Below are 23,881 nucleotides of genomic sequence, written 5' to 3'. Positions count from 1 at the left end.
ATCATACACGTTCCCAGAAACGACCGTTCCAGCGACTGAGTCGGTTCTGGGCAGCGTCGAACAGATAAAGGGTTCGATCCGGGAAAATGGACTGCAGTTGAGCCGGAGTATGCTGCTCGGGACGGTAACGGCCTGTGAGAATCGGAGTATTTAATTGTGGGGCATTGATGACATAATCAATGTGCCGATCAGAGGGATCGTGGGCAATCAGAATCAAGGCAGGCTGTTTGATCTGCGGATGGTGCTGAATCATCTGTTGGAACTGGAAATGTTTCAATCGTGAAAACGCGACATTATTGATCACGATTTCCAGTTTGGAAACAGTCCAGAGGGGCGGGATCGCGGCCAGGTTGGTGGCAACCGCGATCAGTATCATGGCGGACCAGAGCCAGCTCATCAATGGTCGTTCGAGATGATGCCAGATGCGAAACAGGCTCTGCGTCACCCGCGCGAAAATGAGTGCCCACAATGGTCCGGTTTCGAACACATAATGCCAGTGCATGATTCCATCGTACCAGTAGGGAATATGAGCCACATGCAGGGAGATGATGGAGGCAAAGATCAGCCACCAGCGACTCCAGCGCCTGCATTCGGTGATCAGGAATAGCAGTCCTGCCAGTGAGAGTGGTACCAGCCCCAAGGTCCATTGGAGACTGGCCAGCAGGCGATTTTGAACATTCTGGGCCGCTAATGCTGGCGTCAGGTTCTCAGCCCACTTGTCATAGTTATCCAGAACTTTCGGGCCAAGCTTCTGTTCTCCCCGCACGACATTATCGAAGCCGTAAACGTGTCGCGGGGTGTAGATATCAGTATATAACTGGTAGGGCATTTTCCAGCCACTGCCGGTGATTGATTGATTGTAAAAGAACATCCCCATCAGGCCGCAGGCCAGGGGAATCGCCAGGCCTGTTACCAGGGGTAAGACTGGCTTAACTTTTAATTGGCTGGTCTCTTTACGATTTATTCTCGTCAGGCACCAGCGAACGAGTTCCACTCCCAGCCAGATACCGAACGGTAATGCAAAACCGGCAGCAGTCATCGGCCGGCATAGCATCCCAAAAGTAAGTCCTGCACCCGCCAGAACAGCATCCCGAAATGAACGGGTTCTCTGCATTCGGAGAAAAAAATACAGGAAGAGGGACAGCCCCATCAGTGTGGGGTGATGAGCCAACAGCAGGTTGCTGAAGATAGCCATGCCTGGTGAGAGGGCTACGATGAATCCAGCCAGTAACCCGACGCCGTTTCCGGCCAGTTCCCTTCCGGACCAGAAGATAAAGAACGTGGTGATCGCTCCTGCCAGCCAGTAAGCCCAGTCAGGATGTCCCCAGGCAACAAAAGGAGCCAGCCAGAGACCTGTTCCCGGAAAGTAGCGGCTGGCCATTTTACCTTCATTCAGGACATGAACCTGATCGAAAATTGCGGCGGCTTCGGGGTGACCGGGAACCGAGGTCCGACCGTCGAGAAAGGTTCTGGCCTGAAACAGATAGCTGTATTCATCATGATAAGCAGGAGGCAGGTCACCCAATGTCAGTTGCATTTCCGGATTCACGGTATGAGAAGCCGTCCAGAAACTCATGCCCAGTGAAGTGAAGGCCAGAAACAGACCAAGTACGATGGCAAAAAAGTCAATCTGTTTTTTTGTCTGTCGGTTACGTACCCACTCCTGTGATAATCTGGGACGAATGTGACTTGAGAAAAATCGAAAGTGAATTGCAGGGCGAATCCACCAGCAGAAGGGGCTAAACAGTAACAGCAGGAAATATGGCGTTGTATCGATATTCACATACAGAAAAAAACGGGTCAGGAGTGGCAGATGCTGATTGTCGGTCTGAACGCGTTGCCACTCGAAATATCCCAGAAAACAGAACAGCAAGCTCACTATCAGGAAATGGATCAGTGGGATCCAGAACGAAGTGCCTGGTTGATTCTGCCCTGTCCCGGGAGGCTGTTGAACTGATATGGGCTGATTGGAATCCATTAATGAGTGGTTTTCAGTAAGATAGAATCGGATATGTCTGGATCGGGAGTTAGTTAACTAGACTGTGTCCAGTTTTACTGTAGCGTCTTCAGGTCCATTTGGGCCGAGTCTATTAGATTGACAGACGCTATGATAAAATGTGATACGCTCTAGAGAAAAGTATAGCTTGAAAGTTCGCTAAAAAGAAAGGGCGTGATCCGGTTCAGATCACGCCCTGCAGTTGTTTCAGTATTGAGACTCAGTGGTTTTATTTTTTCGCCGTCTTTTTACTTGAGGCATCCGCAAGAATCTTGTCCAGGATTGTTTTCTGTGAGGGTTCCAGAACGGTGACAATTTCCGCATTCTTCTTTTTATTCAATTCTGCCAGTTGCTTTTTCAGGCTGTCGATTTCGGACTTGTAGTTGGCCTGAATCTTATAAATTTTGTCGCGTTGGATATCGGAGAGATTTAATTTCCCGTAATGATTGGGGAGTCGCCCTTTGGGCTTCTTAACGGCTGGTTTACTCTCTTTGGCTGTGGCTGCCGTTTTACCTGCTTCCTTCTTCTGAGCAGATAAGGAATCGACTGAGCAAATGGTTAATGATACGCCTGTCAATACAATAGCAAATACTCTTAGAGTGTTCTTTGCAAACATCATCTTCTCCTGTTCATTGAATACACACAACACTTGAACAAGGTACTCGTGTACCTCTAATGTGTATATTGTGAACAAGTGGTTTGTGCGAGTTCAACTGCCAGCAGGTGTAAATTTGAAAATATGCTTTTTAGTTCAGTTGTTCGCGAATGCGGTATAATTCTTCCAGCGCGGCGAGAGGAGTCATTTCATCGACTTTTAAGTCTCTGATTTCATCTAAAACGGGATGTGCTGTATTGCCGAACAGGGAGAGTTGCTGATGTGAAGATTTCTTGTCGATGCGTGGAGGGATTGTCGTTTGACCACTCTCGTCAATATGATCTTTTTCCAGGGTGGAAAGGATCTGATTGGCGCGTTGAATGACCTGATCAGGAATTCCAGCTAACCGAGCCACGTGAATTCCATAACTTTTATTCGCAGACCCTTCGACGATTTTGTGCAGAAATACGATTTCCCCGTCCTGCTCGTGCACGGCAACATTCCAGTTACTGGTCTGTTTGAGTGTCTGGGTTAACTCGGTCAGTTCATGATAATGTGTCGCGAACAGTGTCCGCGCTTTAATTTTGTCATGCAGATATTCTGTCATGGACCAGGCCAGAGAAATGCCGTCATAGGTGCTCGTGCCACGCCCGATCTCGTCCAGGATGACCAGGCTTCGTTCCGAGGCTGAGTTCAAAATGCGGGCGGCTTCCGTCATTTCGACCATAAACGTACTCTGGCCTTTACTCAGTTCATCGCTGGCACCTACGCGTGCGAAAATTCGATCGGCGATGCCGATCCGTGCTTCACTGGCTGGAATGAAAGAGCCAATCTGCGCCATCAGGGTTAAAAGTGCTGCCTGGCGGATATAAGTACTTTTTCCTGCCATGTTGGGCCCCGTGATAATCTGCACGCGACCATAAGGTTCTCCCAGCAGAACGTCATTGGGGACAAATTCCCCGGAGGGTTGCAGACGGTCAAGCACGGGATGCCGACTCTCTCTGATGTCAAGCACTGGTTCTTCCGTCATCTCCGGTCGCGTATATCCTGCATGAGTTGCCAGATGCGCCAGACCGAACAGCACATCAATCTGGGCCAGGATTTCCGCTGTTTTCTGCGTACGTGGCGCTTCTTTGGCCACGCGTTCCCGCAATTCATCGAACATGGACTGTTCGAGTTCGACTGCCCGGTCTTCAGCCTGGAGCACTTTCTCTTCGTACTCTTTCAGTTCGGGAGTAATATAGCGTTCCTGGTTTTTCAGGGTCTGTTTACGAATATAGTGATCAGGTACCTTCGCTGCATGAGCGGCAGAGACTTCGAGGTAATAGCCGAAGACTTTGTTGTACCCGACTTTCAAATTGGGGATGCCAATCCGTTCGGATTCTTCATTGCGATAACCGGCGATCCATTCTTTTCCCCCCTTGGAGAGCGAGCGGAGTTCATCCAGTTCCTCGCTGAACCCCGGACGAATGACGCCCCCTTCGTTTAACGTTAACGGAGGATCTTCGATGATCATCGTCTCGATATCTGAACGAACCTCGGCACACAGGTCAATTTCTGCTTCCAGAGATTGCAGCAGTTCCGCTTTGCGACCCGCCAGTTTCGCTTTCAGTTTGGGAAGTAATGCCAGTGTCTGTGCCAGAAAACTCAGGTCCCGGGCGCTGGCTCTGCCCGTCGCGATGCGTGCAGTGAGTCGCTGCAGATCGTAGGTTTTGGCGAGTTGCTCGCGTACTTCAGTACAGAGCACCGGGTTCTGGGAGAGTTCTTCGACGGCATCGAGACGATGTTCAATCTGTGAGAGTCTGGTTAAAGGATTGGCGATCCAGTCTGTCAGCAGACGGGCTCCCATGGAAGTCACGGTTTCGTCCAGAACCGAAATCAGGCTGCCTTCCCGTTTGCCTTCTCGAATGGTGCGGGTCAGTTCGAGGCTGCGACGGGTGGCTTCATCGATCAGCAGTCGATCACCGCGTTCATAGGGTTCGATCTGATTGATATGCGGGATGGAACTTTTCTGGGTATCCTGTACATATTCGAGCAGCGCGCCGGCAGCTGTGACTGAGGGAGTGCCTGTTTGCAGGTTGAAACCTTCCAGCGTTTTTGTGCCAAAGTGATCCAGCAGTCGTTTTTCTGATTCCCCTTCTGCAAACGACCAGGGAGGTCGCTCGGTCAGCATCGTATCGAGATGTCCCACCGCATTCTGTAAAGCCGTATTACCTTCTGCGAAAATACATTCGGCAGGATGAATGCGGGCCAGTTCGTCAACCAGGTGTTCTGCTGTTGTATTGGAAGTCAGGAAGCGACCGGTCGAGAGTTCCAGCCAGGCCAGTCCGATATTGGATTTGCCAAAATAGATACTGGCCAGGAAGTTGTTCTCATGCGGATCCAGCAGGGCATCATCAGTCAGGGTTCCGGGAGTGACAACCCGCGTAACTTCCCGTTTGACCATGCCTTTGGCTTTTTTGGGATCTTCCACCTGGTCACAAATGGAGGCTCGATAGCCGGCATGGATCAGTTTATACAGATAGTTGTCCAGAGAATGATGTGGGAATCCAGCCATCGGAATCGGGTTGCTGGAAGTTTTATCGCGACTGGTGAGTGTGATACCCAGAATGCGGGCTGCGATCTCAGCGTCTTCATGAAAGAGTTCATAGAAATCGCCCATACGAAACAAGAGGAGTGTACCCGGATTCTGGCGTTTGACTTCCAGATACCGCTCCATCATCGGGGTCAGCTTCTTGCCTGATTTCGTCATGCGTCCTGATCTTCTCTGACTTTAAGCTTCTAAAATACGTGATTATTTCTTCGACCGTTTTTCCGGAAACAGCGTGCTGACACTGGTCCGGTCGTGAATCGATCGGATGGCCGCGGCGAAGGAATGCGCGACTGAAAGCACTTCAATGTTCTCCGGCAGCGGGTCAAATTGTGTTTCCAGGGTATTGGTCATAAACATCTTTTTCAAAGGACTTGCACCAATCCGCTCGGCTGCCCCCTTGGAAAGGACGCCGTGTGTGACCGCTGCATAAATGTCTTTGGCTCCTTTTTTCTTCAGGACTTCCGCCATACTGATCAGGGTGCGTCCCGTGATGGTGAAGTCGTCGACCAGGATCACATTTTTGCCTTCCACTTCGCCGATGACTTCCAGAACTTCCACGGTTTCCGAATGGTCTTTGCGTAGTTTGTTGCCGATCACGACAGGAGTTCCCAGCAGCTTCGCGAAATCGGATGCTTCCTTGGCAAACCCGACGTCTGGACTGCAGACAACCAGATCTTTAATATTCAACTTGCGAATATGGTCGCTGATCACATGTCGTCCGTAAAGATGGTCCACGGGAACACTGAAAAAGCCCTGAATCTGTGGACTGTGCAGATCCATCGTCAAAACACGGTCGGCTCCCGCGACTTCAATTGCGTCGGCACAGACACGCGCCCGGATCGAAACCCGCGGCTCATCTTTTTTATCCCCCTTGGCGTAGCTGAAAAAGGGGATGACCGCGGTAATCTGCTGCGCGCTGGCGCGTTTCAGAGCATCGATCCAGAACAGAAGTTCAACAAAGTTGTCATTTACAGGGTAATGCACGCCCTGGATGATATAGACATCGCGGCCTCGTACATTTTCCAGAATGCGGACAAAGATATTACCTTCACTGAACTGGTGCGCTTCACAGGGTGTCAGACGGATGCCAAGCTCATCGGCAATCGCTTGAGCCAGAATGGGATTTCCGGAGCCGGCCATGATGGTCAAATCGCCTTGAGGAGGCTGAAAGGACTGGACACGGGGCCCTCTGGAAAGTGGATTGGGAGAGCTGGACATTAAATAACAGATCAATCAAACAGGGCAATGATTCGCCGGAAAACGTGACTATTCTTGGGAATTCTGGATAATTAGGCTCTACTCCATTTATGAAGAAAAGCAGACTCCATAATATCGATGCTGAATGGCAAAACAAGCGAACGCTTGCCAATATCCTCAAGGATGGTTCCAAGAGGTACGGTATCGTCCGTAATATTGACACAAAACTGATGACTCAGGACTGAACCCATCAATCAGTCCGCAATTGATGTTGAGATATCTAAAATGACAGAAAGAATTTATAACTTTTCTGCGGGACCGGCGGCTCTTCCCTTACCAGTACTGGAACAGGCACAGAAAGATCTGATTTCCCTGGGCGATACCGGAATCGGGGTTCTGGAACACTCGCATCGAAGTAAAGCATTCCTTGCCGTTTATGAAGAAGCAGAAGCCCTGGTTCGGGAGCTGGCTTCGGTTCCCGATAACTACAAGGTTCTGTTCCTGCAGGGTGGAGCATCGAGCCAGTTTTTCATGATTCCCATGAACCTGTTGAAGAAAGATCAGACCGCCGATTACCTGGTCACCGGTTCCTGGTCGAAAAAAGCAGTGAAAGAAGCCAAGAGCTTCGGGAATGTGAATGTCGCCTGCAGCAGTGAAGACAAGAACTTTTCTTACATTCCTGAGGACGTTTCGCTCAGCGACAATCCAGCCTACGTGCATTTCACTTCCAATAATACAATTTATGGAACTGAATTCGCGACTGAGCCGACGGTGCCGGCTGGCGTTCCCCTGATCTGTGATGCGAGCAGTGACATTTTCTCGCGTCCTATTGATATCTCAAAATATGGAATTGTTTACGCGGGTGCTCAGAAAAATCTGGGGCCTAGTGGCGTGACGCTGGTCATCATTCGCGATGATCTGATTGAGCAGGGACCGACTGATATTCCAACGATGTTACAGTACCGTACCCACTCTGAAGCGGGCTCGATGTACAATACGCCTCCCACTTTTGGTATTTATGTGTTGGGGCGAGTTCTGAAATGGCTGAAAGATCAGGGCGGGTTAGCTGCGATCCAGGAGAAAAATCAGGCCAAAGCAGGTAAGTTGTATGGTTACCTGGAACAGAGCAAGCTGTTTAAAGCGACCGCTGCGAAACAGGATCGTTCGTTGATGAATGTCACCTTCGTCACCGGCGATGCCGACCTGGATGCTCAATTCATCGCTAAGGCAACCGCAGCCGGGCTGGATGGTCTGAAAGGACATCGCAGTGTCGGCGGGATGCGTGCCAGTATCTATAATGCATTTCCTGCTGAAGGTGTGGATAAGTTAATTGAAATAATGAGTCAGTTCGAACAGGAACACGCCTCTTGAATCAACCCGAAGTCGATAAATCGCATGCGGATATAGGGCTGGTTTGTGCTCTGCCGATGGAGATCCAGCCTTTTCTGGATCGCTGTGAGCACGTCAAAAAGTATACCGGCGGTTCGTATGTGTTTCGAGGTGGGTTTCTGGATCGAATCAAAGTCGCGGTCGTGCAGACGGGAGTGGGTTTTGCCCGCGCCCGGGCTGCCACCCAGGCTTTGATTGACGCGCATTCGCCTCCCTGGGTTTTGTCAGTGGGATTTTCTGGTGCTTTGAAACCGGAAATGAAGATTGGCGATATTGTGGTAGCGACTGCGGTGTGTGACCTGCATGGACAGGAACTGCAGAACGATGTCCACTTTCCGGAAGACCCTGAACATGGTTTGCATGTCGGGCGGATTATCAACACAGATGAGATTGTTCGCACCGTCGAAGAAAAATTAAAACTGGCAGCACAGTTTGACGCGCTCGCGGTCGACCTGGAGAGCCTGGCGGTAGCACAAGTCTGCCAGGCAGCACAGAAAGGCTTCATGGCGATCCGAGCGATCAGTGATGACTGCTCTGCCGACCTGCCTCCCGAAGTGATGTCAATTCTGGGCGAAACCGGGGCTGTCAGAGCCGGGGCTGCGCTGGGCGCCGTCTTCAAACGACCGGAAAGCATCAAGGAAATGTGGAAGATGCGCGGCGATGCTTCGCGGGCGGCAACACGACTGGCCAGTTTTCTGGACGGTGTCGTCGTCCAACTCTACGAAGCCAGGCATTAGACTGTGTCCAGTTTTACTGTAGCGCTTCCAAGACCATTTGCACCGGGTATTGCAGATCGGGAGACGCTACGGTTAAATGTGATGCGTTCTAAGGTGAGGTTTCCTCTCTGCGAGATGAAGAACCGGGGCTAAGGCCCTTCGGCTAATAGCGAATGGCGCGCGGTTACCAGCGTGGTGGATCAGGGAACGCCGACTGACAAAGTTCCGAAAACAAGATCAGCCTCGGGTAGTACCAATTATGGTAAACGTCACTTACCTGAGAATCACCTCAAATCGATTTAATAAACTCGCTCTAATACTCACCAATCTCTTCACCGCCGGCGGGTGTGCTCAAGGCTTTTAATATTTCCGGATCAATGTCTTCGGGGATAAATCGTACTGCGCCATCTGCCAGCAGGACATTGGTCCCCCCGGTTGAGGGAGATTTTCTGTTGGGACCGATCACTTTTTCTGGTGTGGTCAACGAAGTCGGGTCGCCCCAGGGTTTGAAGTGTTCGCCGATTTCCACGGCCAGGATGGTATTGGACATCCCATCGCGAATTTCATTGAAAGGCATGCCGGCTTTCTGTTTCAGAAGCAGCTCATTTCCTACGTAATGCGATAAGGCATAACCATCGGACGAGTGTCTGGCTTCCGTTTTCGGATTGAGATATTCAGGGACTTCCTTCAGGAACGGTTTCTGGTTGGCGCGGGCATGCCAGGGCTTGCTGAAATCAATCTGTTGGTAAAGTGCCTGCTGATCCAGATAGGGCAGAATCAATGTTTGCCAGCTATGCAGGGGCTTTCCTTGCGGATTGGTAATCGCACCTGGTGGAAATATCTGCAGGGCCGTTGGTTCCTTTGAGTTGAAGCTGTAGTTGTGTAATGCCAGCCCGATCTGTTTCTAGTTGTTTTTAGTAATAGAGCGTCGATATCCTCTTTTCTGTTGTAAAACGGGTAACAAAACTCCTGCTAGCATAATCACGAACAGCACGAATAGCAGTGCCGGGACTCTACTGCGGCGGACTTCAAACGCCTGTCTCGGGGCATCGATGTCAATGAACAGACCGGGCAGCAGGGAGGCGGGGAAAAAGTCTCGACCCTCTTTCTGGCTGATCAGGTCTGATTCGATGACTTCGCCCGCTGCCACAAAGTCTTCGAGCTGCTGCCTGGTAAAGGGACCTGTGATTTGATCATTTTTTTTGAGATACCAGAGTGACATGATAGTTCCACCCGACTTTAGCTTTCACATGAGGAATCTGGGCCTAACATCATTGTATCTGCCTGGTACTTAAAAATCTCCCACTTTTTCGCCGCGATCAGGTGTGCTTAATGCTTTCAGGACAGCGGGATCTGTGAGTTCTGAAAGAAATTGCACTCGACCATCGCCGAACAGGACGTGTTTGCCTCCCACATACGGGGTCTTTTTTCCGGGGGCAAACATTTGAGCGGGGTTGGTGAGATTCGCGGGATCGCCCCAGGATTTGAAGTCTTCTCCCACTTCGACTGCAAAAATGGTGTTCGACTCACCGTCCCTGATTTCATTGATACCTGTTCCCTGGTTCGGATGTAAAACCAGTTCATTTCCCTGGTAGCTGCTCAGTGCATAGCCCTCGGGGGAGACCGTTTCCTGAATTTTGGGATTATGATAAATATTCACTAATTGTTGAAACGGACGCTGATTGGCGGGATCATTCCAGGCATTGTTAAAATCGATCTGTTGATGCAGATTCCATTGATCGAGATAGGGTAGCATGGCAGTCAGCCAGCTGTGGCCGGGTTGGGCTTCCGCTGTTTCAATGGAACCAGCGGGAAGCAGATCATACTGATTATGATAGAGATGGAATGCGAGTCCGATCTGTTTCAGGTTATTTTTTGATGTACTCCGCCTTGCCGCATCTCTTGACTGCTCAACCGGAGGGAGAATGGAAGGCAGGATGATCAGTCCCAGAATCAGAATACCACCAGCGATTGCCGTGTAATACAGGAAGGAGCTCTGTTCTGCATTATGGTTGTCGGGTTTATCCAGTTCGAAGTTCATCAGTCACTCCTGGGCACAGACTGATCTTGTAAGGGCTCATTAGTTTGAGCGTACTGTCTCTGCTCTGCTTCTTGAATATGATAATTCTGTAACGCGAGTTCAATTTGTTTCAGATTATGTTTTATATTTTCACGTTGAGTTGCTGAGCGCGCTTCATGGTATCCGGTCCTGACCAGTGCGGTGAGAACAAAGAGGCTATACAAGGCAATCACGGCAATCAATAGGATCATCGCGAAACGGGGGACGCTCATTTTCTGTCGTGGTGGTTGAGAGCGATTGAAGTCCTCTTCAGATACATGATCGCCGTGAGGCATAAATTTGTCTTTTTTTTCGTGTGGTAATTCAGATTTGTAGAATTAAAATTCGCATTTTGTTTTTCCCCCATCGGGGGTGCTGAGGTCTTTCAGGATTTGCGAGTCGATTTTATTGGATACGAATTGAACGTGACCGTCACTGAAGAGGATGAGATTACCGCCGGGTAACAGGGTATTCTTATCGGGACCAATGATATCGGCGGGCCTGGCAAGATTGGTGGGATCTCCCCAGGCTTTGAAATCATCCCCTCGATCGACTGCCGTAATCGTGTTCGATTTTCCATCGGTGATCTGGCTCAGCTTCATACCCTGATTCTGTTTGAGCAGAAGTTCGTTCCCTACATAATGAGACAGCGCATAACCCTCAGGCGAGATTTTTTCTTCACTCCAGGGTACGACATAACACCGGACTATTTGTTGAAAGTGCTGTTGATTTACCGGATCGTTCCAGGGTTTCTCTAAATCGATCTGCTGATACAGTTGATCCTGATCGACAAAGGGGAGGATCCGGGTCTGCCAGCTGTGCAGAGGCGTTCCTTCTGCGGTGAACGTCGCGCCCGCAGGGAATGTCTGGTGTTCTTCCTGATAGTTCCACAATGCCAATCCCAGTTGTTTCATGTTGTTTTTTGAAACCCGTTGACGGGCCATCTCGCGTTGATGGATATTCATCTTTTCGAAAACGGGAGCGAACAGGAAAATCATTAAGCCGACGGCAATCAGGCAACCCGCCAGGATCAAGAAAAAGGTACCGGCAGAGGGGGTGAAGTTGTCCGGTTCTGATTGACTGTTCAGGGGTTGTTCGGAATTAGTATTCATCGATACGTTCGCCTCCGTCAGGCGTGCTCAAAGCTTTCAATACGGCGGGATCAATCTTCTCTGACACAAAACGGACACTGCCATCTCCCATCAGGACCTGGTTCCCTCCTGTGGTAGCAGACCGGTTGGAGGGACCGATGCGATCTGCCGGGACAGCGAAATTAGTGGGATCTCCCCAGGGCTTGAAGTCTTCCCCTGCTTCATAAGCCAGGATCGTATTGGCCAGACCATCTGTCACATTTCGAAACCGGCTATTTCCATTTGGTCCCATCATCAATTTATTTCCCACATAATGGGAGAGTGCCAGTCCTTCCGGGGAAACTATTTCGTCGATATTCGGGTTCAGGTATACAGGTATCTCCTTTGTGAAGAAGCCCTGATTGGCAGGATGGTTCCAGGCATAGTCGAAATCGATCTGGTTATAGAGGGGACCCTGATCCATGTAAGGCAGAAGGAATGTTTGCCAACTTTGTGAGGGGGCGCCTTCCACTGTTAATGTGCCTCCGGGAGGTAAAACTCGATGAGTCTCATGGTAGTTGTGCATCGCCAGGCCAATTTGCTTCAAATTGTTTTTTGATTGTGATCGGCGAGCCGCTTCACGTGCCTGCTGTACTGCCGGCAGCAGCAATGCAAGCAGGATTCCCACGACAAAAATTCCTCCCACGCCGACCACTGCCAGAATGATTATCAGTGACATCTTACTGCTTTTGGGAGCGGGTTGTCGGGAGAGAGATTCTGTTTCCGGGCCGGACTCGAATTCATCCCTGGCGGATGATTCAGAGTCAGTGAAGAGGTCAGTCACTTCTGCGGCAGGGTAAAACTCGCCGTCCTCACCCTCTCTGACCAGATCCGTTTTTTGAACTTTGCCTTCGGCAGCCAGTTGATCCAGACGTTCTCGAGTCAGGGGGCCAGCGACTTGACTTCCGCGTTTCACATACCAATTCGCCATGATTCTTCTTTCATAATGACCTGTCAGATATTAACTCATTCAGCATACTGGTTCTGTTCATTAGAATACAAGGAAACATAAGAGAAGAATGTATATATTTCTGTTATGAGCAGGTGCGAGAACATGAGGTTCTGCATGGATTATGATAGTATGATTGTACTCTGAAAATGGTCGATTCAAATCTAAACAGGTGAGGAGAAAACCGCGTGTCTGCTGAATCTGCAATCCGTCCCTGGATTCTGTCCGAGATCAATTATGCTTATGTGAAAGAGAATCCTTACCAAGTCGCCGTGTTACCGATGGGGGCGACTGAACCCCATAATCTGCATCTGCCTTACGGGACCGATACCTACGAAGCTGACGCCATCAGTTCGCGCGTCTGTGAAGCGGCGCATCAGCGGGGGGCAAAAGTCGTGATGCTGCCTCCGATTCCATACGGCACGGAAACCAATCAGGCGGCTTTTCCGCTGTCCATGAATGTGAATCCTTCGACGCTGGGGCAGATGATTATGGATCTGGTTGATTCCCTGGCAAATCATGGGGTTAATAAACTTCTGATTCTCAACAGTCATGGCGGGAATGACTTTAAACCCCTGCTGCGTGAATTGCATGGTTCCACGTCAGTACAGATTTTCCTGGCAGACTGGTTTCGGGGCACGTCAGCAGATGTGAAAGCAGAGATTTTCGAGAATCCGGATGATCATGCGGGGGAGATGGAAACGTCGCTGGCGCTGGCTTATTTTCCTCAGCTGGTCAACCGCGATGCAGAAACGGGCGCGTTACATGCAGACGACGGTGCGACGAATGCGACTCGCTTTTCCGCAGTCAATGAGGGCTGGGTCAGTATTACCCGTCCGTGGCATTTACTCACGACCAATTCGGGATCAGGAAATCCACACCAGGCGACAGCAGAAAAGGGGGAGCGGTTGATGCAGATCTTAGTTGACCGCCTGTCTCAATTTGTCGTCGAACTCTCTGAGGCGAAGGTGGATGACCAGTTTCCTTTTTAATCGAACTATCGGATCGGTCTGTCTGGCTGCTTCCTGCGGTCTCCTGCTTTTCTCGATGAATTGCTCCCTCTTCGCAGAGGAGAAACTGTCGTCAATCTCCTTTCAGGATGTGACCAATGCTGCGCAGATAACTTTTCAGCATCGTTCTCCCGTGACAGTAAAACGACATCTGCATCTGATGATGGGGTCTGGGGTCGGATGGATTGATTATGATCGTGATGGATTTCCGGATCTGTACTGCGCACAGGGAGAAGAGTGGAGTAGCCTCGAACGCAAACAGAGTCAGCCTGTCGACATTGCACGCTCCAATCGGCTGTACTGGAATCGCAGGAACAGTCAGTTTCAGGACGTGACCGCGGTGTCAGGTTTGACGGTTTTGAACTACTCGATGGGAATCGCGGTGGGCGATTATAATCATGATGGTTTCGACGATTTGTATGTGAGCGCCTTCGGACGAAACCTGTTGTATTGCAATCAGGGGGATGGAACTTTTTCAGAAGATTCTTCGGCTGCGCATGTCGACGATCCGGGGTATGGGGCGAGTTGTACCTGGGCCGACCTGAATGGTGACGGGCTGCTGGATCTGTATGTCGTGAACTACCTGGAGATTGATCGGGACCACTATCCGATCTGCAGTCGTCGAATTGATGGGGCACGCGTGTATTTTATCTGTCACCCGCGCTACGTTCCGGGGCAGTATGATGTGGTGTATCTCAATCTGGGGAATGGGGCGTTTCTGGATGTTTCCCAAAAGGCAGGTCTGCATAGCGAACCTGCGCGCCAGGGGCTGGGAGTCTTCGCTGCTGACTTTGATCAGGATGGAGACATGGATTTGTACGTTGCCAACGATTCGGTGGCAAATCAGCTCTGGATCAATGACGGCCGAGGGGTTTTTACGGATCAGGCGCTGGTCGCCGGCCTGGCATTTAATCGGACCGGGGATCGGGAAGCCGGCATGGGACTGGCAGGAGCCGACTATAATGGCGACGGTCAACTGGATCTGTTTGTCACAAATTATTTTGGTGAAACCAATACACTTTATCGCAATGAAGGCGCGTTGTTTTTTCTGGATGTGACTGATGAAACGGGGTTGGCTGCGCCGAGCCGCGCGCGTCTGGGGTTTGGGACATCGTTTCTGGATGTGAATAATGATGGCTGGGAAGATCTGTTTGTGACGAACGGACATGTGCACGATCGATTGTCTCAACTGGGGAAAACGGAGCCCTACGAACAGGAGCCGCAATTGTTTCTCAATCTGGCTGGTTCGCGGTTTGATAATGTTTCCGCGCAGTCTGGGGAATTCTTCCGCACGAAACAGGTGGGCCGAGGTTGTGCCGTAGCTGATTTTAACCAGGATGGACTGGTGGATCTTGCTATTTCCCACCTGGATGAGCGACTGGTATTGCTGGAAAACCGCTCGCAGCGAACACACCCGAGCCTGGCATTGCAACTGGTGGGCACCACTTCCAATCGGAGTGCGATCGGGGCCGTTCTGGAAGTGAAATGTGACTCGCGAAAAATCACCCGGTTGAGAAAAGGGAGCAGCAGTTATCTTTCGGCGGATGAAGCGTGGCTGACGTGTGGACTGGGAGACTGCAGATCGCCTGTCACAGTCAAAGTCAGATGGCCGGGGGGCAAAACCGAAAACTGGACTGGATTACAGCCGGGAGGACGTTATACATTGATAGAAGGAACCAGCGTTTTACCAGACCAGTCTCAAATCCAGCCCTGAAAATGAATCGCCTGACCGATCCTGAAAATTTGACGAATGCTTTTGCTCAGCAGAAGAGAAACCCCTTTTTATCAAGTGGTTCCCTGATTCTGGCTGGTGGCTGCATCGTGCTCTTACTCTTTCTTCTGCTTCAGGGGGAATCAGGGAACTCCCGACATGATCAGTCTGCAGTTTCGGAACAGGAAACTCAGACTTCAGAAAAGACGAAGCGTAAGGAACTGATTGCCTATCTGCAGAAGTATCCCGATGACGAATTTGCTCATTTTCAGCTGGGAGAACTGATCCAGGATCGTGCTCCGTTTCAAGCTCTGGAAAACTTTTCGCATGTGACGGAACGACATCCTCGGTATTTCGAGGCAGTCGAAGCAATTTCAGAGATCGCGTTAGAACAGGGGCTCGATGGTCGGGCGAAGTCTGCGTTACTGATACTGGTCCGAGAGTATCCGGAAGAAGGCCACTATCAGAAACGTCTGGCGCGATTACTTTTCGCAGAGGGTAAATTCAATTGGGCACTCAGATACGCCAGGCGAAATATCGAATCAGGCGGTCGGCAGGCAGAGGATTATCTGCTGGTTGCTGAAATCTTACGGCAGGCGGGACGCACCATTGAAATGACGGGACCGCTGAAACAGGCACTCTACCTGGAACCCGATTTATATGAAGCCCATTTAAATCTGGCGTATGCGGCTTTGTATTCTGGAGATCCGGAAACAGCGACACGGGAAGCGCGCTGGTGTCTTTCAGAAAATCCTGAGTCGACAACCGCTCTACGGTACCTGGCTATAATTAATCGAAATCAGGGAGACATTGATGAGTCGATTTCTTATCTCAATCAGGCATTAAGTATCGACCCTCAGGATCTCGAGTGTCTACTGCTGAAAGCTGATATCCTGGTTTTTCAGCGAAAGGGTGAGCAGGCGTATGAGCTGTTAAAGCCTCTGTATGCGACTCAACAGACAGACAGACGCTATGTTTCTGCTTTGGCGCGAGCGGCGGGTTTAACGGGGAGGCGTGAAGAAGCCCTCGAGTTGCAGCAGCTCAATCAGCGGCTGATCAAAGAAGAGGATTTACGGCCTTCTTCCCTGCAGAGCGAGAGTGTGCAGAAAACGCAGGCTGGCCGAAAGTAATGTATGAGAAGAGTAGTGAGACGCATCTCAGCCGGTATTCACCTGGATGCGGCGTGGTTCTGCTTTGGGGGCTTTCGGAAGAAAAATCCTCAGGACGCCATTCGCTAGCTTCGCTTCAATTTCGCTGTGAACGATTTCGCCACTCAAGATAAAAGATCGAAGATAATTGCCGACTTCGTATTCTTTATGTAAGGGACGCGCTCCCTCGGGGATTTGTGGTTCGACTTTTCCCAGGAGAGTCAGCTTATTGTCCTGAACCTGAAGTTCCAGCGATCCGACCGAAACGCCGGGGAGGTCCGCGTAAAGAACCAGTCCTTCGTCGGTTTCATAGATATCAATTGGTGGAGTAAAAACAAACTGCTCCGGAGAGGAGAGTTCCCTTTGCTCATCATCACTGTGTTGGCGGCTCATTGCTTTGTCCTATTCTCCTGAACTCACAGGAATCTGACGGGGAAGCTCCTCTTCCAGCTTGGGAAGATGAATTTTCAGCACACCATCATTGAATTCTGCGGAAAGGTGTTCGTCAGAGATTCGGTCCGGGATACTGATGGACCTCTGCCATTCACCAAAAGTACGTTCTCTGCGCCGAAATCGTTCTTCGGGAATGTCTCGGTTATCTACAACCGGGGAATCTCGATGTCCTTTTAAGGTCAGAACACCATTGGCGATTGTCAGTTCCAGGTCTTCAACCTGCATTCCCGGTAGTTCTGCTGTGATCAGGAACTCATGTTCCAGCTCAAATATATTGACCGCAGGGTACTGGCGAGGCATACGAATTCCCTGAACGGTGAATTCAACGCCCTGAATCAGGCGGTCTACTTCACGCTCAAGATCTCGTAATGGATTCCATGACTGGTCCCAGCGAAATATTGGCATCTTCCCTAATCCTTCTTACTTCTGTAAAAAATAGCTGAATAGTTAATAAGCAAAGGGCATACCATTTAATAAGAGTTAGTGTTTTTAGAGGCTATGGGCTGTAAGTGACTAAATTATAAGACATTAGGGGATTGTAGTCTGGTCATGAGCCGGGAGGGATCTGGTGCTGGATGTCAATCTGGCATGATGTTAACGTCACAATCACAGACAGGGTATGTGCCATTCTGGCAGATCTGATCTCTACGTGGAAAGGCTTTTTTCGCATCAATCCCATTGAATAGGTTGGATCCATCCAGCCGCCAGTGCACCCCCGAAGAGTAAGCCTGTCATGAAAATCAGGCGTAATACCCAGAGGGCGCGTGCTGCTCCAAAGGAATTCGTGAGTCTTTGACCCTTGCGAGTATTGGCGAGAAACCACTGGTCTTTCAGCAAGCCAATCAAAGACAGAATCAAAACGACTCCACCAATCAGTTGATGTTCTGCAATATGAAATGGCATCCAGACTGTGTCCAGTTTTATTAAAGCGTTTCCAGGGCTGCTTGGCCCGAGCATATTAGATTGAGAGACGCTATCGTTAAATGTGATGTAATCCAGGCTGTGTCCAGTTTTACTGTAGCGTCTGCAGTGCGATTCGGACCGAGACTGTGTCAGGTGGGACTGAGGTATTTTTATCCCAGATCTTCTGTATGTGCCATACGTTGAGATGTGTCTGTTTTGGGAAATAATACCCAGAACATCAGCGTGGCAAATAAGGCAATCGCAGCACTACTGAGCCAGATGCCCGGCCAGTCCCGCAGCATCTGCGACGTTTCGCCTACCAGGTTTTTCTGGGAAAATTCGATGATACCCGACTGAGAGGGAATATTCCACTTTGTGCGCAAGAGTGTGTCTTTTCCAGTCGAGGTGAAAAAATCGCCTATTGTCCCGCTGATGAATCCTCCAGCGAACATTCCCAGACCAAACACAAACGTCCCAAAAAACGTCTGCATGGAGCCACGCACATCCAGAGGCGCGACTTTGTCGACGTAAATATAAGCAGCGGCCAGAAAGCAACCAAAGCAAAGCCCATGCATCGCCTGTCCCAGGCAGGTAAGTGCGATAGCAACAGTGAAGCCTTTTGCAATGGCGACTGTTCCAATTGTAGAGGCATAGGCAAAGATGAGGCTGCGTACCAGGTAGGAGAGCAGTCCGACCAGCATCACCGTTTTAAAGCCGTATTTTTTGATTCCGAATCCAAGGACCGCCATCACCAGCACTTCAAAAACCTGACCGATGGAACTGATGCGTTGTTCCCAGGCCCCGGTGATATCAGCCTGCTTAAGGACCGCACTCAAGAAGGGACTGTTCCATTGAAAGTAAAACTTATGGACGATTGAAATAATAAAGGCAACGGTCACCAGCACCAGAAAATGCCGATACCTGAGCATTTTAAGTACTTTCCCCGGAGCCAGATCTTTTTTATCACTTTTCACAGGGGGAGTATGCGGCAGTGTTAGACAGTAGGCAGCCATCAACAGTCCGACAACTCCTGCCATCGCCAGCACGATACCGCGACCTGTATTCAGCGCTTCCCCTTCAAGACTTGCCAGAAAGACTCCTTCTGCAATCCAGGCGGGAACAACAAAGCCGATTGTGCCCCACAAGCGGATCAGGGGAAATTCCTTATCGCTGTCTTTCAGGTGTTGGAACGATAACGAATTCGTCAACATCATGGTGGGAACATAGAGAATGGAATACAGCACCCCCAGGATGACGACCGGCCAGAATCTCTGTTGTACGAATAGTGCCAGCATAATGACACCACCAGATAAGTGACAAAATGCGAGTACCCGTTCTGTCGCATAGTGACGATCGACGATTTGACCAAACAGGAAAGGAGCTAATAACGGTCCCACAGCCAGCGCTGCGCCAAAGACACCAATCTGCCAGGCGGAAAAGCCCAAAGCCTGGATCAGATACAGAGTAATAATCGGCAAGTAGCATCCCTGCACGAAGTACTGCAGAAACATCATCAGGCAGAGTCGGGTTTTGAGTGCTGTTTCTGTACTTTCAGCGGGCAGATTGTCCGTGTCTGTCATCTGGTTGTGGCCCTTTTAAGGAAAATCAGGATGTGAATGCGGGAAGGGGGCGCGTGCTTATTTTTCCATCACCCAGATATTTCGGAAGCGGACCGGATTGGAATGGTTCTGCAGAAACAGGGGGCCCGCTACGGATTCATCCTTGTTGGTCCCGCCCGGGGTTGGCTCATTAATTTCCTGGTCGTCCTGGACGGTCACTCCATTGTGCTTCACAGTGATGCGTGCTTTGGCTGTTTTGTTACCTGCTTTATCATATTTGGCAGATTGGAAATCGATGTCATACGTCTGCCAGGCCAGGGGAGGGAAGCACATGTTGACACTCGGAGCGCCCAGTTTGTAGATGCCGCCACATTCGTTATCTTTGCCTTCCAGGCCAAATGAGTCCAGGATCTGAACTTCATATCGCCCTAACACATAACAACCACTGTTGCTTCTCCCCTGTCCACGGGCCTGTGGCATGAAGGGCAATTGAAATTCCAGATGCAGGTGACCATCTTTAAAGGTCTTTTTGCTGGTGACTCCTTCTTTCAGCAGGCCCTCTTTGGTGATCTGACCGTTCTCAAAATTCTTGACCGTTTGTTTTGCCTGTTCTGAATCAAACAAAACAGTGGCTCCTGCTGGTGCTTTTTTGCCAAGAGTGGGGCTTTTGCGATGAACTTTATTCAGAACGCCCACTTCAGTTCCTTCTAAGTCGAACAGCGTCATTTCTTCATCGACCAGATCACCGCGGCCTTGCTCTGAGACGAAGCTGATTACGTCGCCTCTTTTTTCACCTTTGGCAGTGATTTTCTCTTCCTGATTCCAGCCATCACCGGGCAGGCCACCTGGATAACCGACCGCCTGGAATTCACCATCTCCCAGAGCGATGACCTGAACCCCGTATTTCAGTGCATCGTCACCTTCACCGATTGTGCCCGAGTATTCTCCCTGTTTCTGGTAATCGGGGCCCGCCTGCTCTACGCTTGTGGCAGCCCACTTGGGTGACTTAGATTCTGCCTGACCAAGGTGAGTGAAAATTAATAGAGCACAGCAGCCTGAAAGGGCGCAAATCGAAAACTGCTTCATGGTATTCTCCAATTGCCGTTATTTGTTGTGGGGATGAATGGTTTAATTCTGCATGGAGTTCAGAGCCCGGCAGGCTCATGGTTTGAATTCTATTGTGGGTTTCAGAGATCAGAGTTGCAAGTACCGTGGCAGAGGTTTCTGACGTGTACGGTACGAGTGTGTATTGAAATTAAGTAAAACTTGTGATGGTAAGGTGTTAAAAAATTTAGTAAGATGTAACACTGGTACGTAAGGAAGTGTAGCCACTGGAAGTGCAGGCATCGCCACCGAATCGGTACGACACAGATTCGAGGGGGGCTGTCATGGCCTCCTCTTTTGATTTAAGTATTGGGTTAACAGCGGAAGAGCAAATGACATCGGACAGAAATAAAAAGATCGCTGCAGACTGCTGGAGACGGGGCAATGAAGCCTTGTCAAAAGAGAACTGGGATTATTCCATTGAGATGTTTACGACTGCGGTAAAACTGGAGCCGGAAGCACTGTTGTATCGACAGACCAAGCGGGGTGCCGAGCGTAAAAAGTACGGTGATAATCATTCCGGTTCGAAAATGGGAATGTTGAAATTAGCGGGTTTAAAAACGAAAATCAAAAATTCCCGACGCAAGAAAGACTGGGCAGCAGTCGATCAACTGGCTGAAGAAGGTTTGTCACTGAATCCCTGGGACCCGGGATTGAATGCCGACATGGCGGAAGCCTGTGCAAACCTGGGCTACGAAGATGCTGCCATCTTTGGGTTTAAAAGTGCGATTGAAAATGATAAGTCCAATAAAGGGTATTATACCGAACTGGGTGAACTGCTCGAAGAAAAAGGGGAGTTCAAGTCGGCCCGGGAATGCTGGGAGATGGCGTTCAAACTGGATCCCATGGATGGAGTTGCGCGTTCTAAAGTGACCTCGTTGATGGCGACCGAGACGCGGGTTCGAGGCGGATATGAAGGCGCGCAGAAATCAAGCAGCGTCAAACGCCAGTCTGCCTACGACGAAGACCGTGCGACTCCTGAACAACGTCAACAGGCCCAAAAGGGAAATGTGGCAGATGGTCCCGGGCAGTCCCAGGAAGCAGATTTACAACGGGCTATTCGCAAAGAGCCTGAAAATAAGGACCATTATCTCAGACTGGCCGATTTCTATCGTCGTGAAGGGAAATTGATCGAATCCAAAACTAATTATGAAAAGGCTTACGAGCTTTCCGGAAAAGATTCCAATATCGGCGAACAGATCGAAGATATTGAACTGGAATTGTTACGGGATAAACTCACGTCTGCGAAAGATGAATTTAATCGTGATCGTGAAAATGCAGAGGCCAAAAAACAGGTCACTCTGATCAGCAAAGCCCTGATCAAAAGAGAAATCGAAATCTTTACCAAACGTGTCGAACGCTATCCCGCGGACATGAGAATCAAGTATGAGCTGGCACAGAGATTTATTCGACTGAAGAAATGGTCGTCCGCGATCTCTTTACTGCAGCAATCGGTGAAAGATTCACGTATCAGCTCTGATGCGCTCGTGGCATTAGGAAAATGCTTCTATGCTGATGGCAAAAAAGAACTTGCCAAGCGTCAATTCGAAAAGGCACTTCCCAAACTGTCGGGTGATGATAAACCGGAAATATTCAAAGAAGCCCATTATCTCCTGGGGCGGCTCTACCAGGAGGCTGGGCAAAAAGCGCAGGCGGACGATCATTACAGTGAAATTCTTGCCTTGGATTATGACTATAAAGATGCCCGGCAACGGCTAGAGGATGATGGTACGGGCGGAAACTGATGAATCTGGATTGTGTCCCGGTTTCATGTAGCGTTTCCAGGGCTGTCTGGTCCGATTACATTAGATTGAGAAACGCTCTCGTTAAATGGGATGTGCTCGAGTGAGGATGTCGTAATCGAATTGAAACCAGATTGCTGCTGTTTTTACCGGTCGATTGCAGAGCTACTGTATGAATGCTCTGCTATTCAATCTTGATGGTTTTTCCAAAATTCCTGATAAAAGCTGGTTTTAGCTGTTCTGAATGGGTGGAATATCGATCAGCAGGTTGTTAAACTCCTCAGTCTGCCTGAGATCTTCATGTGGCGACTGTCTTCAACGACGTGAGCCAGTTTGTATCGTAAACAGTTACTCAGAAAATACTTAAGTCGAAACATGCCAAACACAAAAAGTGCCAAAAGAGCGTTGCGAAAAAGTGATGTCCGTCGTCTTCGTAATCGTTCGACCCGTTCGGAATTAAGATCTGCTATTAAAATTGCCCGTACCGCAATCTCAGGTGATGATGCGCAGGCTGCTACAAAAGCTCTGCAGTCTGCTACCAAGCAGATTGATCAGGCGGCTGCGAAAGGGATCATTCATAAGAATGCTGCTGCCCGCACCAAGTCACGTCTGGCTAAATCCGCCAACAAGGCTCAAGCTGCTGAGTAGTCAGCAATACTGAATTCAAATAGCCCTTCGTAACTGGTTCTATTCAACAAGAACTGATTTACGCAGGGCTTTATTTTTTGACCTCTGCTTACCAGTGCATTACAAATCCACCATCGACATTGATGGTCTGTCCTGTCACCTGAGCCGCCCGGTCTGAGCTGAGAAATACGATCATGTCGGCAATATCTTCCGGGGTCTGCCAGCGCTGGAGTGGAACCAGTTGCCTGATTTTTTCACCAGCCCAGTCAGCATATGATTTCTGATTTTCCGGTGCCTGTCGATCATTCCAGGACTGCCAGACGGATTGATTCAGAGGAGTCTGCACCATGCCGGGACAGACTGAATTCACGCGAATCCCATGGGGAGCCAGATCTTTGGCCATGCATTGCGCAAAGTTAATGTTCGCTGCCTTGGAGGCACTGTAAGGCGGATCTGTCTGGGAACCTATCTGTCCGGCGATTGAACTGATAAAAGTCAGGCAGCCCTGTCTGGCATCCTGCATGACGGGAGCCACAGCATGTGCGACGTGAACCATTCCCTGCATGTTGACTTCAAAGACACGTGGCCAGTCTGCAGGAGTCAGGTTCGTAAATGGGAAACCGAATTTGCCGGAACCAATCGCTGCAGCATGCACCAGGTGGGTAATCCTGGAGACAAGCGCTAATGTCCGTTCTGTGGTTTTCTGAACTGCAGAAAAATCGGTGAGATCAACCTGGAATCCCGAGACACTTTGACCGGTTTCTTCGCTTAATTGACTGGCTATTTTCGTGACCTGGTCCGACTGATCCCAGAGTACGGTTTGTGCGCCTTCTGCAGCGAAAGTGCGTGCCGTCGCCAGTCCTATGCCGCTGGCACCGCCGGTGATGACCACAGACGCGCCAGATAAATTCAGATCCATGGGCTTTCATCCTGCAGAGGAATGGGTTTCAGAGGAAGAGTCAAAAGCTCATTCTGATCAATGACTTTTCCCACTGCAAGC

At 49.9% G+C, this 23,881-nt stretch carries 22 protein-coding genes; 7 read left to right on the top strand and 15 right to left on the bottom strand.

Going from position 1 to position 23,881, the window contains the following annotated elements:
* Window position 1: 1 nt before the first annotated feature.
* From ACN0YH_RS02980 to ACN0YH_RS02965, 4 genes are all read right to left on the bottom strand, one after another.
* Complete coding sequence (locus ACN0YH_RS02980) at window positions 2–1,978, bottom strand: ArnT family glycosyltransferase (RefSeq protein WP_417378055.1); 1,977 nt, start codon at window positions 1,976–1,978, stop codon at window positions 2–4.
* A gap of 247 nt (window positions 1,979–2,225) precedes the next feature.
* The gene (locus tag ACN0YH_RS02975; protein ID WP_417378054.1) at window positions 2,226–2,615 is read right to left on the bottom strand and encodes a hypothetical protein; all 390 of its coding nucleotides are present in this window, start codon (window positions 2,613–2,615) and stop codon (window positions 2,226–2,228) included.
* 127 nt (window positions 2,616–2,742) lie between these two features.
* Window positions 2,743–5,343, bottom strand: a complete 2,601-nt coding sequence (gene mutS, locus ACN0YH_RS02970) for a DNA mismatch repair protein MutS (protein ID WP_417378053.1) — start codon at window positions 5,341–5,343, stop codon at window positions 2,743–2,745.
* A 42-nt stretch (window positions 5,344–5,385) separates the two neighbouring features.
* Window positions 5,386–6,402 carry a ribose-phosphate diphosphokinase gene (locus ACN0YH_RS02965; protein ID WP_417378052.1) on the bottom strand — a complete coding sequence of 339 codons (1,017 nt, stop codon included), beginning with the start codon at window positions 6,400–6,402 and terminating at the stop codon, window positions 5,386–5,388.
* A gap of 264 nt (window positions 6,403–6,666) precedes the next feature.
* Here ACN0YH_RS02965 and serC point away from each other — a divergent pair, with 264 nt between their 5' ends.
* A complete protein-coding gene (gene serC, locus ACN0YH_RS02960) occupies window positions 6,667–7,752 on the top strand; it encodes a 3-phosphoserine/phosphohydroxythreonine transaminase (RefSeq protein ID WP_417378051.1) in 1,086 nt (361 codons plus the stop codon).
* Complete coding sequence (locus ACN0YH_RS02955) at window positions 7,749–8,507, top strand: 5'-methylthioadenosine nucleosidase (RefSeq protein ID WP_417378050.1); 759 nt, start codon at window positions 7,749–7,751, stop codon at window positions 8,505–8,507. Before serC ends, ACN0YH_RS02955 begins: the two co-directional genes overlap by 4 nt.
* Before the next feature lie 292 nt (window positions 8,508–8,799).
* Here ACN0YH_RS02955 and ACN0YH_RS02950 read toward each other — a convergent pair whose 3' ends face one another.
* From ACN0YH_RS02950 to ACN0YH_RS02930, 5 genes are all read right to left on the bottom strand, one after another.
* Entirely contained in the window at window positions 8,800–9,378 is a 579-nt protein-coding gene (locus ACN0YH_RS02950) for a DUF1559 domain-containing protein (protein ID WP_417378213.1), read from the bottom strand.
* Window positions 9,379–9,390: 12 nt separating this feature from the next.
* Window positions 9,391–9,708 carry a DUF4339 domain-containing protein gene (locus tag ACN0YH_RS02945; protein WP_417378049.1) on the bottom strand — a complete coding sequence of 106 codons (318 nt, stop codon included), beginning with the start codon at window positions 9,706–9,708 and terminating at the stop codon, window positions 9,391–9,393.
* A gap of 69 nt (window positions 9,709–9,777) precedes the next feature.
* Entirely contained in the window at window positions 9,778–10,527 is a 750-nt protein-coding gene (locus ACN0YH_RS02940; RefSeq protein WP_417378048.1) for a DUF1559 domain-containing protein, read from the bottom strand.
* Window positions 10,528–10,883: 356 nt separating this feature from the next.
* Entirely contained in the window at window positions 10,884–11,657 is a 774-nt protein-coding gene (locus ACN0YH_RS02935; RefSeq protein WP_417378047.1) for a DUF1559 domain-containing protein, read from the bottom strand.
* Window positions 11,647–12,606: a DUF1559 domain-containing protein gene (locus ACN0YH_RS02930; protein ID WP_417378046.1), complete on the bottom strand. Its 960-nt coding sequence runs from the start codon at window positions 12,604–12,606 to the stop codon at window positions 11,647–11,649. The genes ACN0YH_RS02935 and ACN0YH_RS02930 overlap by 11 nt, the downstream gene beginning before the upstream one ends.
* Before the next feature lie 206 nt (window positions 12,607–12,812).
* Between ACN0YH_RS02930 and ACN0YH_RS02925 the strand changes: the two genes are divergently transcribed.
* Genes ACN0YH_RS02925 through ACN0YH_RS02915 form a run of 3 tightly spaced genes read left to right on the top strand, consistent with a single transcriptional unit; the run spans window position 12,813 to window position 16,475 of the window.
* Window positions 12,813–13,616 (top strand): creatininase family protein, encoded by an 804-nt coding sequence (locus tag ACN0YH_RS02925; RefSeq protein ID WP_154933417.1) that lies wholly within the window; start codon window positions 12,813–12,815, stop codon window positions 13,614–13,616.
* Window positions 13,597–15,348 (top strand): CRTAC1 family protein, encoded by a 1,752-nt coding sequence (locus ACN0YH_RS02920; protein WP_417378045.1) that lies wholly within the window; start codon window positions 13,597–13,599, stop codon window positions 15,346–15,348. Before ACN0YH_RS02925 ends, ACN0YH_RS02920 begins: the two co-directional genes overlap by 20 nt.
* A 2-nt stretch (window positions 15,349–15,350) precedes the next feature.
* Window positions 15,351–16,475, top strand: coding sequence for a tetratricopeptide repeat protein (locus tag ACN0YH_RS02915; protein WP_417378044.1), 1,125 nt, complete (start codon window positions 15,351–15,353; stop codon window positions 16,473–16,475).
* Window positions 16,476–16,502: 27 nt separating this feature from the next.
* Here ACN0YH_RS02915 and ACN0YH_RS02910 read toward each other — a convergent pair whose 3' ends face one another.
* The 5 genes from ACN0YH_RS02910 to ACN0YH_RS02890 form a co-directional block, all read right to left on the bottom strand.
* Window positions 16,503–16,886, bottom strand: a complete 384-nt coding sequence (locus tag ACN0YH_RS02910) for an Hsp20/alpha crystallin family protein (RefSeq protein ID WP_417378043.1) — start codon at window positions 16,884–16,886, stop codon at window positions 16,503–16,505.
* Between the two features lie 9 nt (window positions 16,887–16,895).
* Window positions 16,896–17,351 (bottom strand): Hsp20/alpha crystallin family protein, encoded by a 456-nt coding sequence (locus ACN0YH_RS02905; RefSeq protein WP_417378042.1) that lies wholly within the window; start codon window positions 17,349–17,351, stop codon window positions 16,896–16,898.
* 264 nt (window positions 17,352–17,615) lie between these two features.
* Window positions 17,616–17,849, bottom strand: coding sequence for a hypothetical protein (locus ACN0YH_RS02900; RefSeq protein WP_417378041.1), 234 nt, complete (start codon window positions 17,847–17,849; stop codon window positions 17,616–17,618).
* A 170-nt stretch (window positions 17,850–18,019) separates the two neighbouring features.
* On the bottom strand, window positions 18,020–19,429 hold the full coding sequence (locus ACN0YH_RS02895) for an MFS transporter (RefSeq protein WP_417378040.1): 1,410 nt from the start codon (window positions 19,427–19,429) through the stop codon (window positions 18,020–18,022).
* A 57-nt stretch (window positions 19,430–19,486) separates the two neighbouring features.
* Window positions 19,487–20,494, bottom strand: a complete 1,008-nt coding sequence (locus tag ACN0YH_RS02890; protein ID WP_417378039.1) for a 3-keto-disaccharide hydrolase — start codon at window positions 20,492–20,494, stop codon at window positions 19,487–19,489.
* A gap of 302 nt (window positions 20,495–20,796) precedes the next feature.
* Here ACN0YH_RS02890 and ACN0YH_RS02885 point away from each other — a divergent pair, with 302 nt between their 5' ends.
* Together ACN0YH_RS02885 and rpsT are read left to right on the top strand one after the other, a co-directional pair.
* Window positions 20,797–22,257 (top strand): tetratricopeptide repeat protein, encoded by a 1,461-nt coding sequence (locus ACN0YH_RS02885; RefSeq protein WP_417378038.1) that lies wholly within the window; start codon window positions 20,797–20,799, stop codon window positions 22,255–22,257.
* A gap of 372 nt (window positions 22,258–22,629) precedes the next feature.
* Complete coding sequence (rpsT, locus tag ACN0YH_RS02880; protein WP_417378037.1) at window positions 22,630–22,902, top strand: 30S ribosomal protein S20; 273 nt, start codon at window positions 22,630–22,632, stop codon at window positions 22,900–22,902.
* Window positions 22,903–22,990: 88 nt separating this feature from the next.
* Here rpsT and ACN0YH_RS02875 read toward each other — a convergent pair whose 3' ends face one another.
* A complete protein-coding gene (locus ACN0YH_RS02875; RefSeq protein ID WP_417378036.1) occupies window positions 22,991–23,800 on the bottom strand; it encodes an SDR family NAD(P)-dependent oxidoreductase in 810 nt (269 codons plus the stop codon).
* Window positions 23,801–23,881: the final 81 nt, after the last annotated feature.

The organism is Gimesia sp., assembly GCF_048262075.1.
Lineage (GTDB): Bacteria > Planctomycetota > Planctomycetia > Planctomycetales > Planctomycetaceae > Gimesia.
Note: the sequence above shows the minus strand (reverse complement) of the source record. Positions and strands in the feature narration are given on the sequence as shown.

Coding starts and splice junctions, on each gene's coding strand:
- ACN0YH_RS02895 (WP_417378040.1), bottom strand. CDS start 19,429: ATGACAGACACGGACAATCTGCCCGCTGAAAGTACAGAAACAGCACTC.
- ACN0YH_RS02945 (WP_417378049.1), bottom strand. CDS start 9,708: ATGTCACTCTGGTATCTCAAAAAAAATGATCAAATCACAGGTCCCTTT.
- ACN0YH_RS02965 (WP_417378052.1), bottom strand. CDS start 6,402: ATGTCCAGCTCTCCCAATCCACTTTCCAGAGGGCCCCGTGTCCAGTCC.
- ACN0YH_RS02910 (WP_417378043.1), bottom strand. CDS start 16,886: ATGAGCCGCCAACACAGTGATGATGAGCAAAGGGAACTCTCCTCTCCG.
- ACN0YH_RS02975 (WP_417378054.1), bottom strand. CDS start 2,615: ATGATGTTTGCAAAGAACACTCTAAGAGTATTTGCTATTGTATTGACA.
- ACN0YH_RS02885 (WP_417378038.1), top strand. CDS start 20,797: ATGGCCTCCTCTTTTGATTTAAGTATTGGGTTAACAGCGGAAGAGCAA.
- ACN0YH_RS02940 (WP_417378048.1), bottom strand. CDS start 10,527: ATGAACTTCGAACTGGATAAACCCGACAACCATAATGCAGAACAGAGC.
- ACN0YH_RS02905 (WP_417378042.1), bottom strand. CDS start 17,351: ATGCCAATATTTCGCTGGGACCAGTCATGGAATCCATTACGAGATCTT.
- serC (WP_417378051.1), top strand. CDS start 6,667: ATGACAGAAAGAATTTATAACTTTTCTGCGGGACCGGCGGCTCTTCCC.
- ACN0YH_RS02875 (WP_417378036.1), bottom strand. CDS start 23,800: ATGGATCTGAATTTATCTGGCGCGTCTGTGGTCATCACCGGCGGTGCC.
- ACN0YH_RS02900 (WP_417378041.1), bottom strand. CDS start 17,849: ATGCCATTTCATATTGCAGAACATCAACTGATTGGTGGAGTCGTTTTG.
- ACN0YH_RS02980 (WP_417378055.1), bottom strand. CDS start 1,978: ATGGATTCCAATCAGCCCATATCAGTTCAACAGCCTCCCGGGACAGGG.
- ACN0YH_RS02915 (WP_417378044.1), top strand. CDS start 15,351: ATGAATCGCCTGACCGATCCTGAAAATTTGACGAATGCTTTTGCTCAG.
- mutS (WP_417378053.1), bottom strand. CDS start 5,343: ATGACGAAATCAGGCAAGAAGCTGACCCCGATGATGGAGCGGTATCTG.
- ACN0YH_RS02935 (WP_417378047.1), bottom strand. CDS start 11,657: ATGAATACTAATTCCGAACAACCCCTGAACAGTCAATCAGAACCGGAC.
- ACN0YH_RS02890 (WP_417378039.1), bottom strand. CDS start 20,494: ATGAAGCAGTTTTCGATTTGCGCCCTTTCAGGCTGCTGTGCTCTATTA.
- rpsT (WP_417378037.1), top strand. CDS start 22,630: ATGCCAAACACAAAAAGTGCCAAAAGAGCGTTGCGAAAAAGTGATGTC.
- ACN0YH_RS02920 (WP_417378045.1), top strand. CDS start 13,597: ATGACCAGTTTCCTTTTTAATCGAACTATCGGATCGGTCTGTCTGGCT.
- ACN0YH_RS02930 (WP_417378046.1), bottom strand. CDS start 12,606: ATGGCGAATTGGTATGTGAAACGCGGAAGTCAAGTCGCTGGCCCCCTG.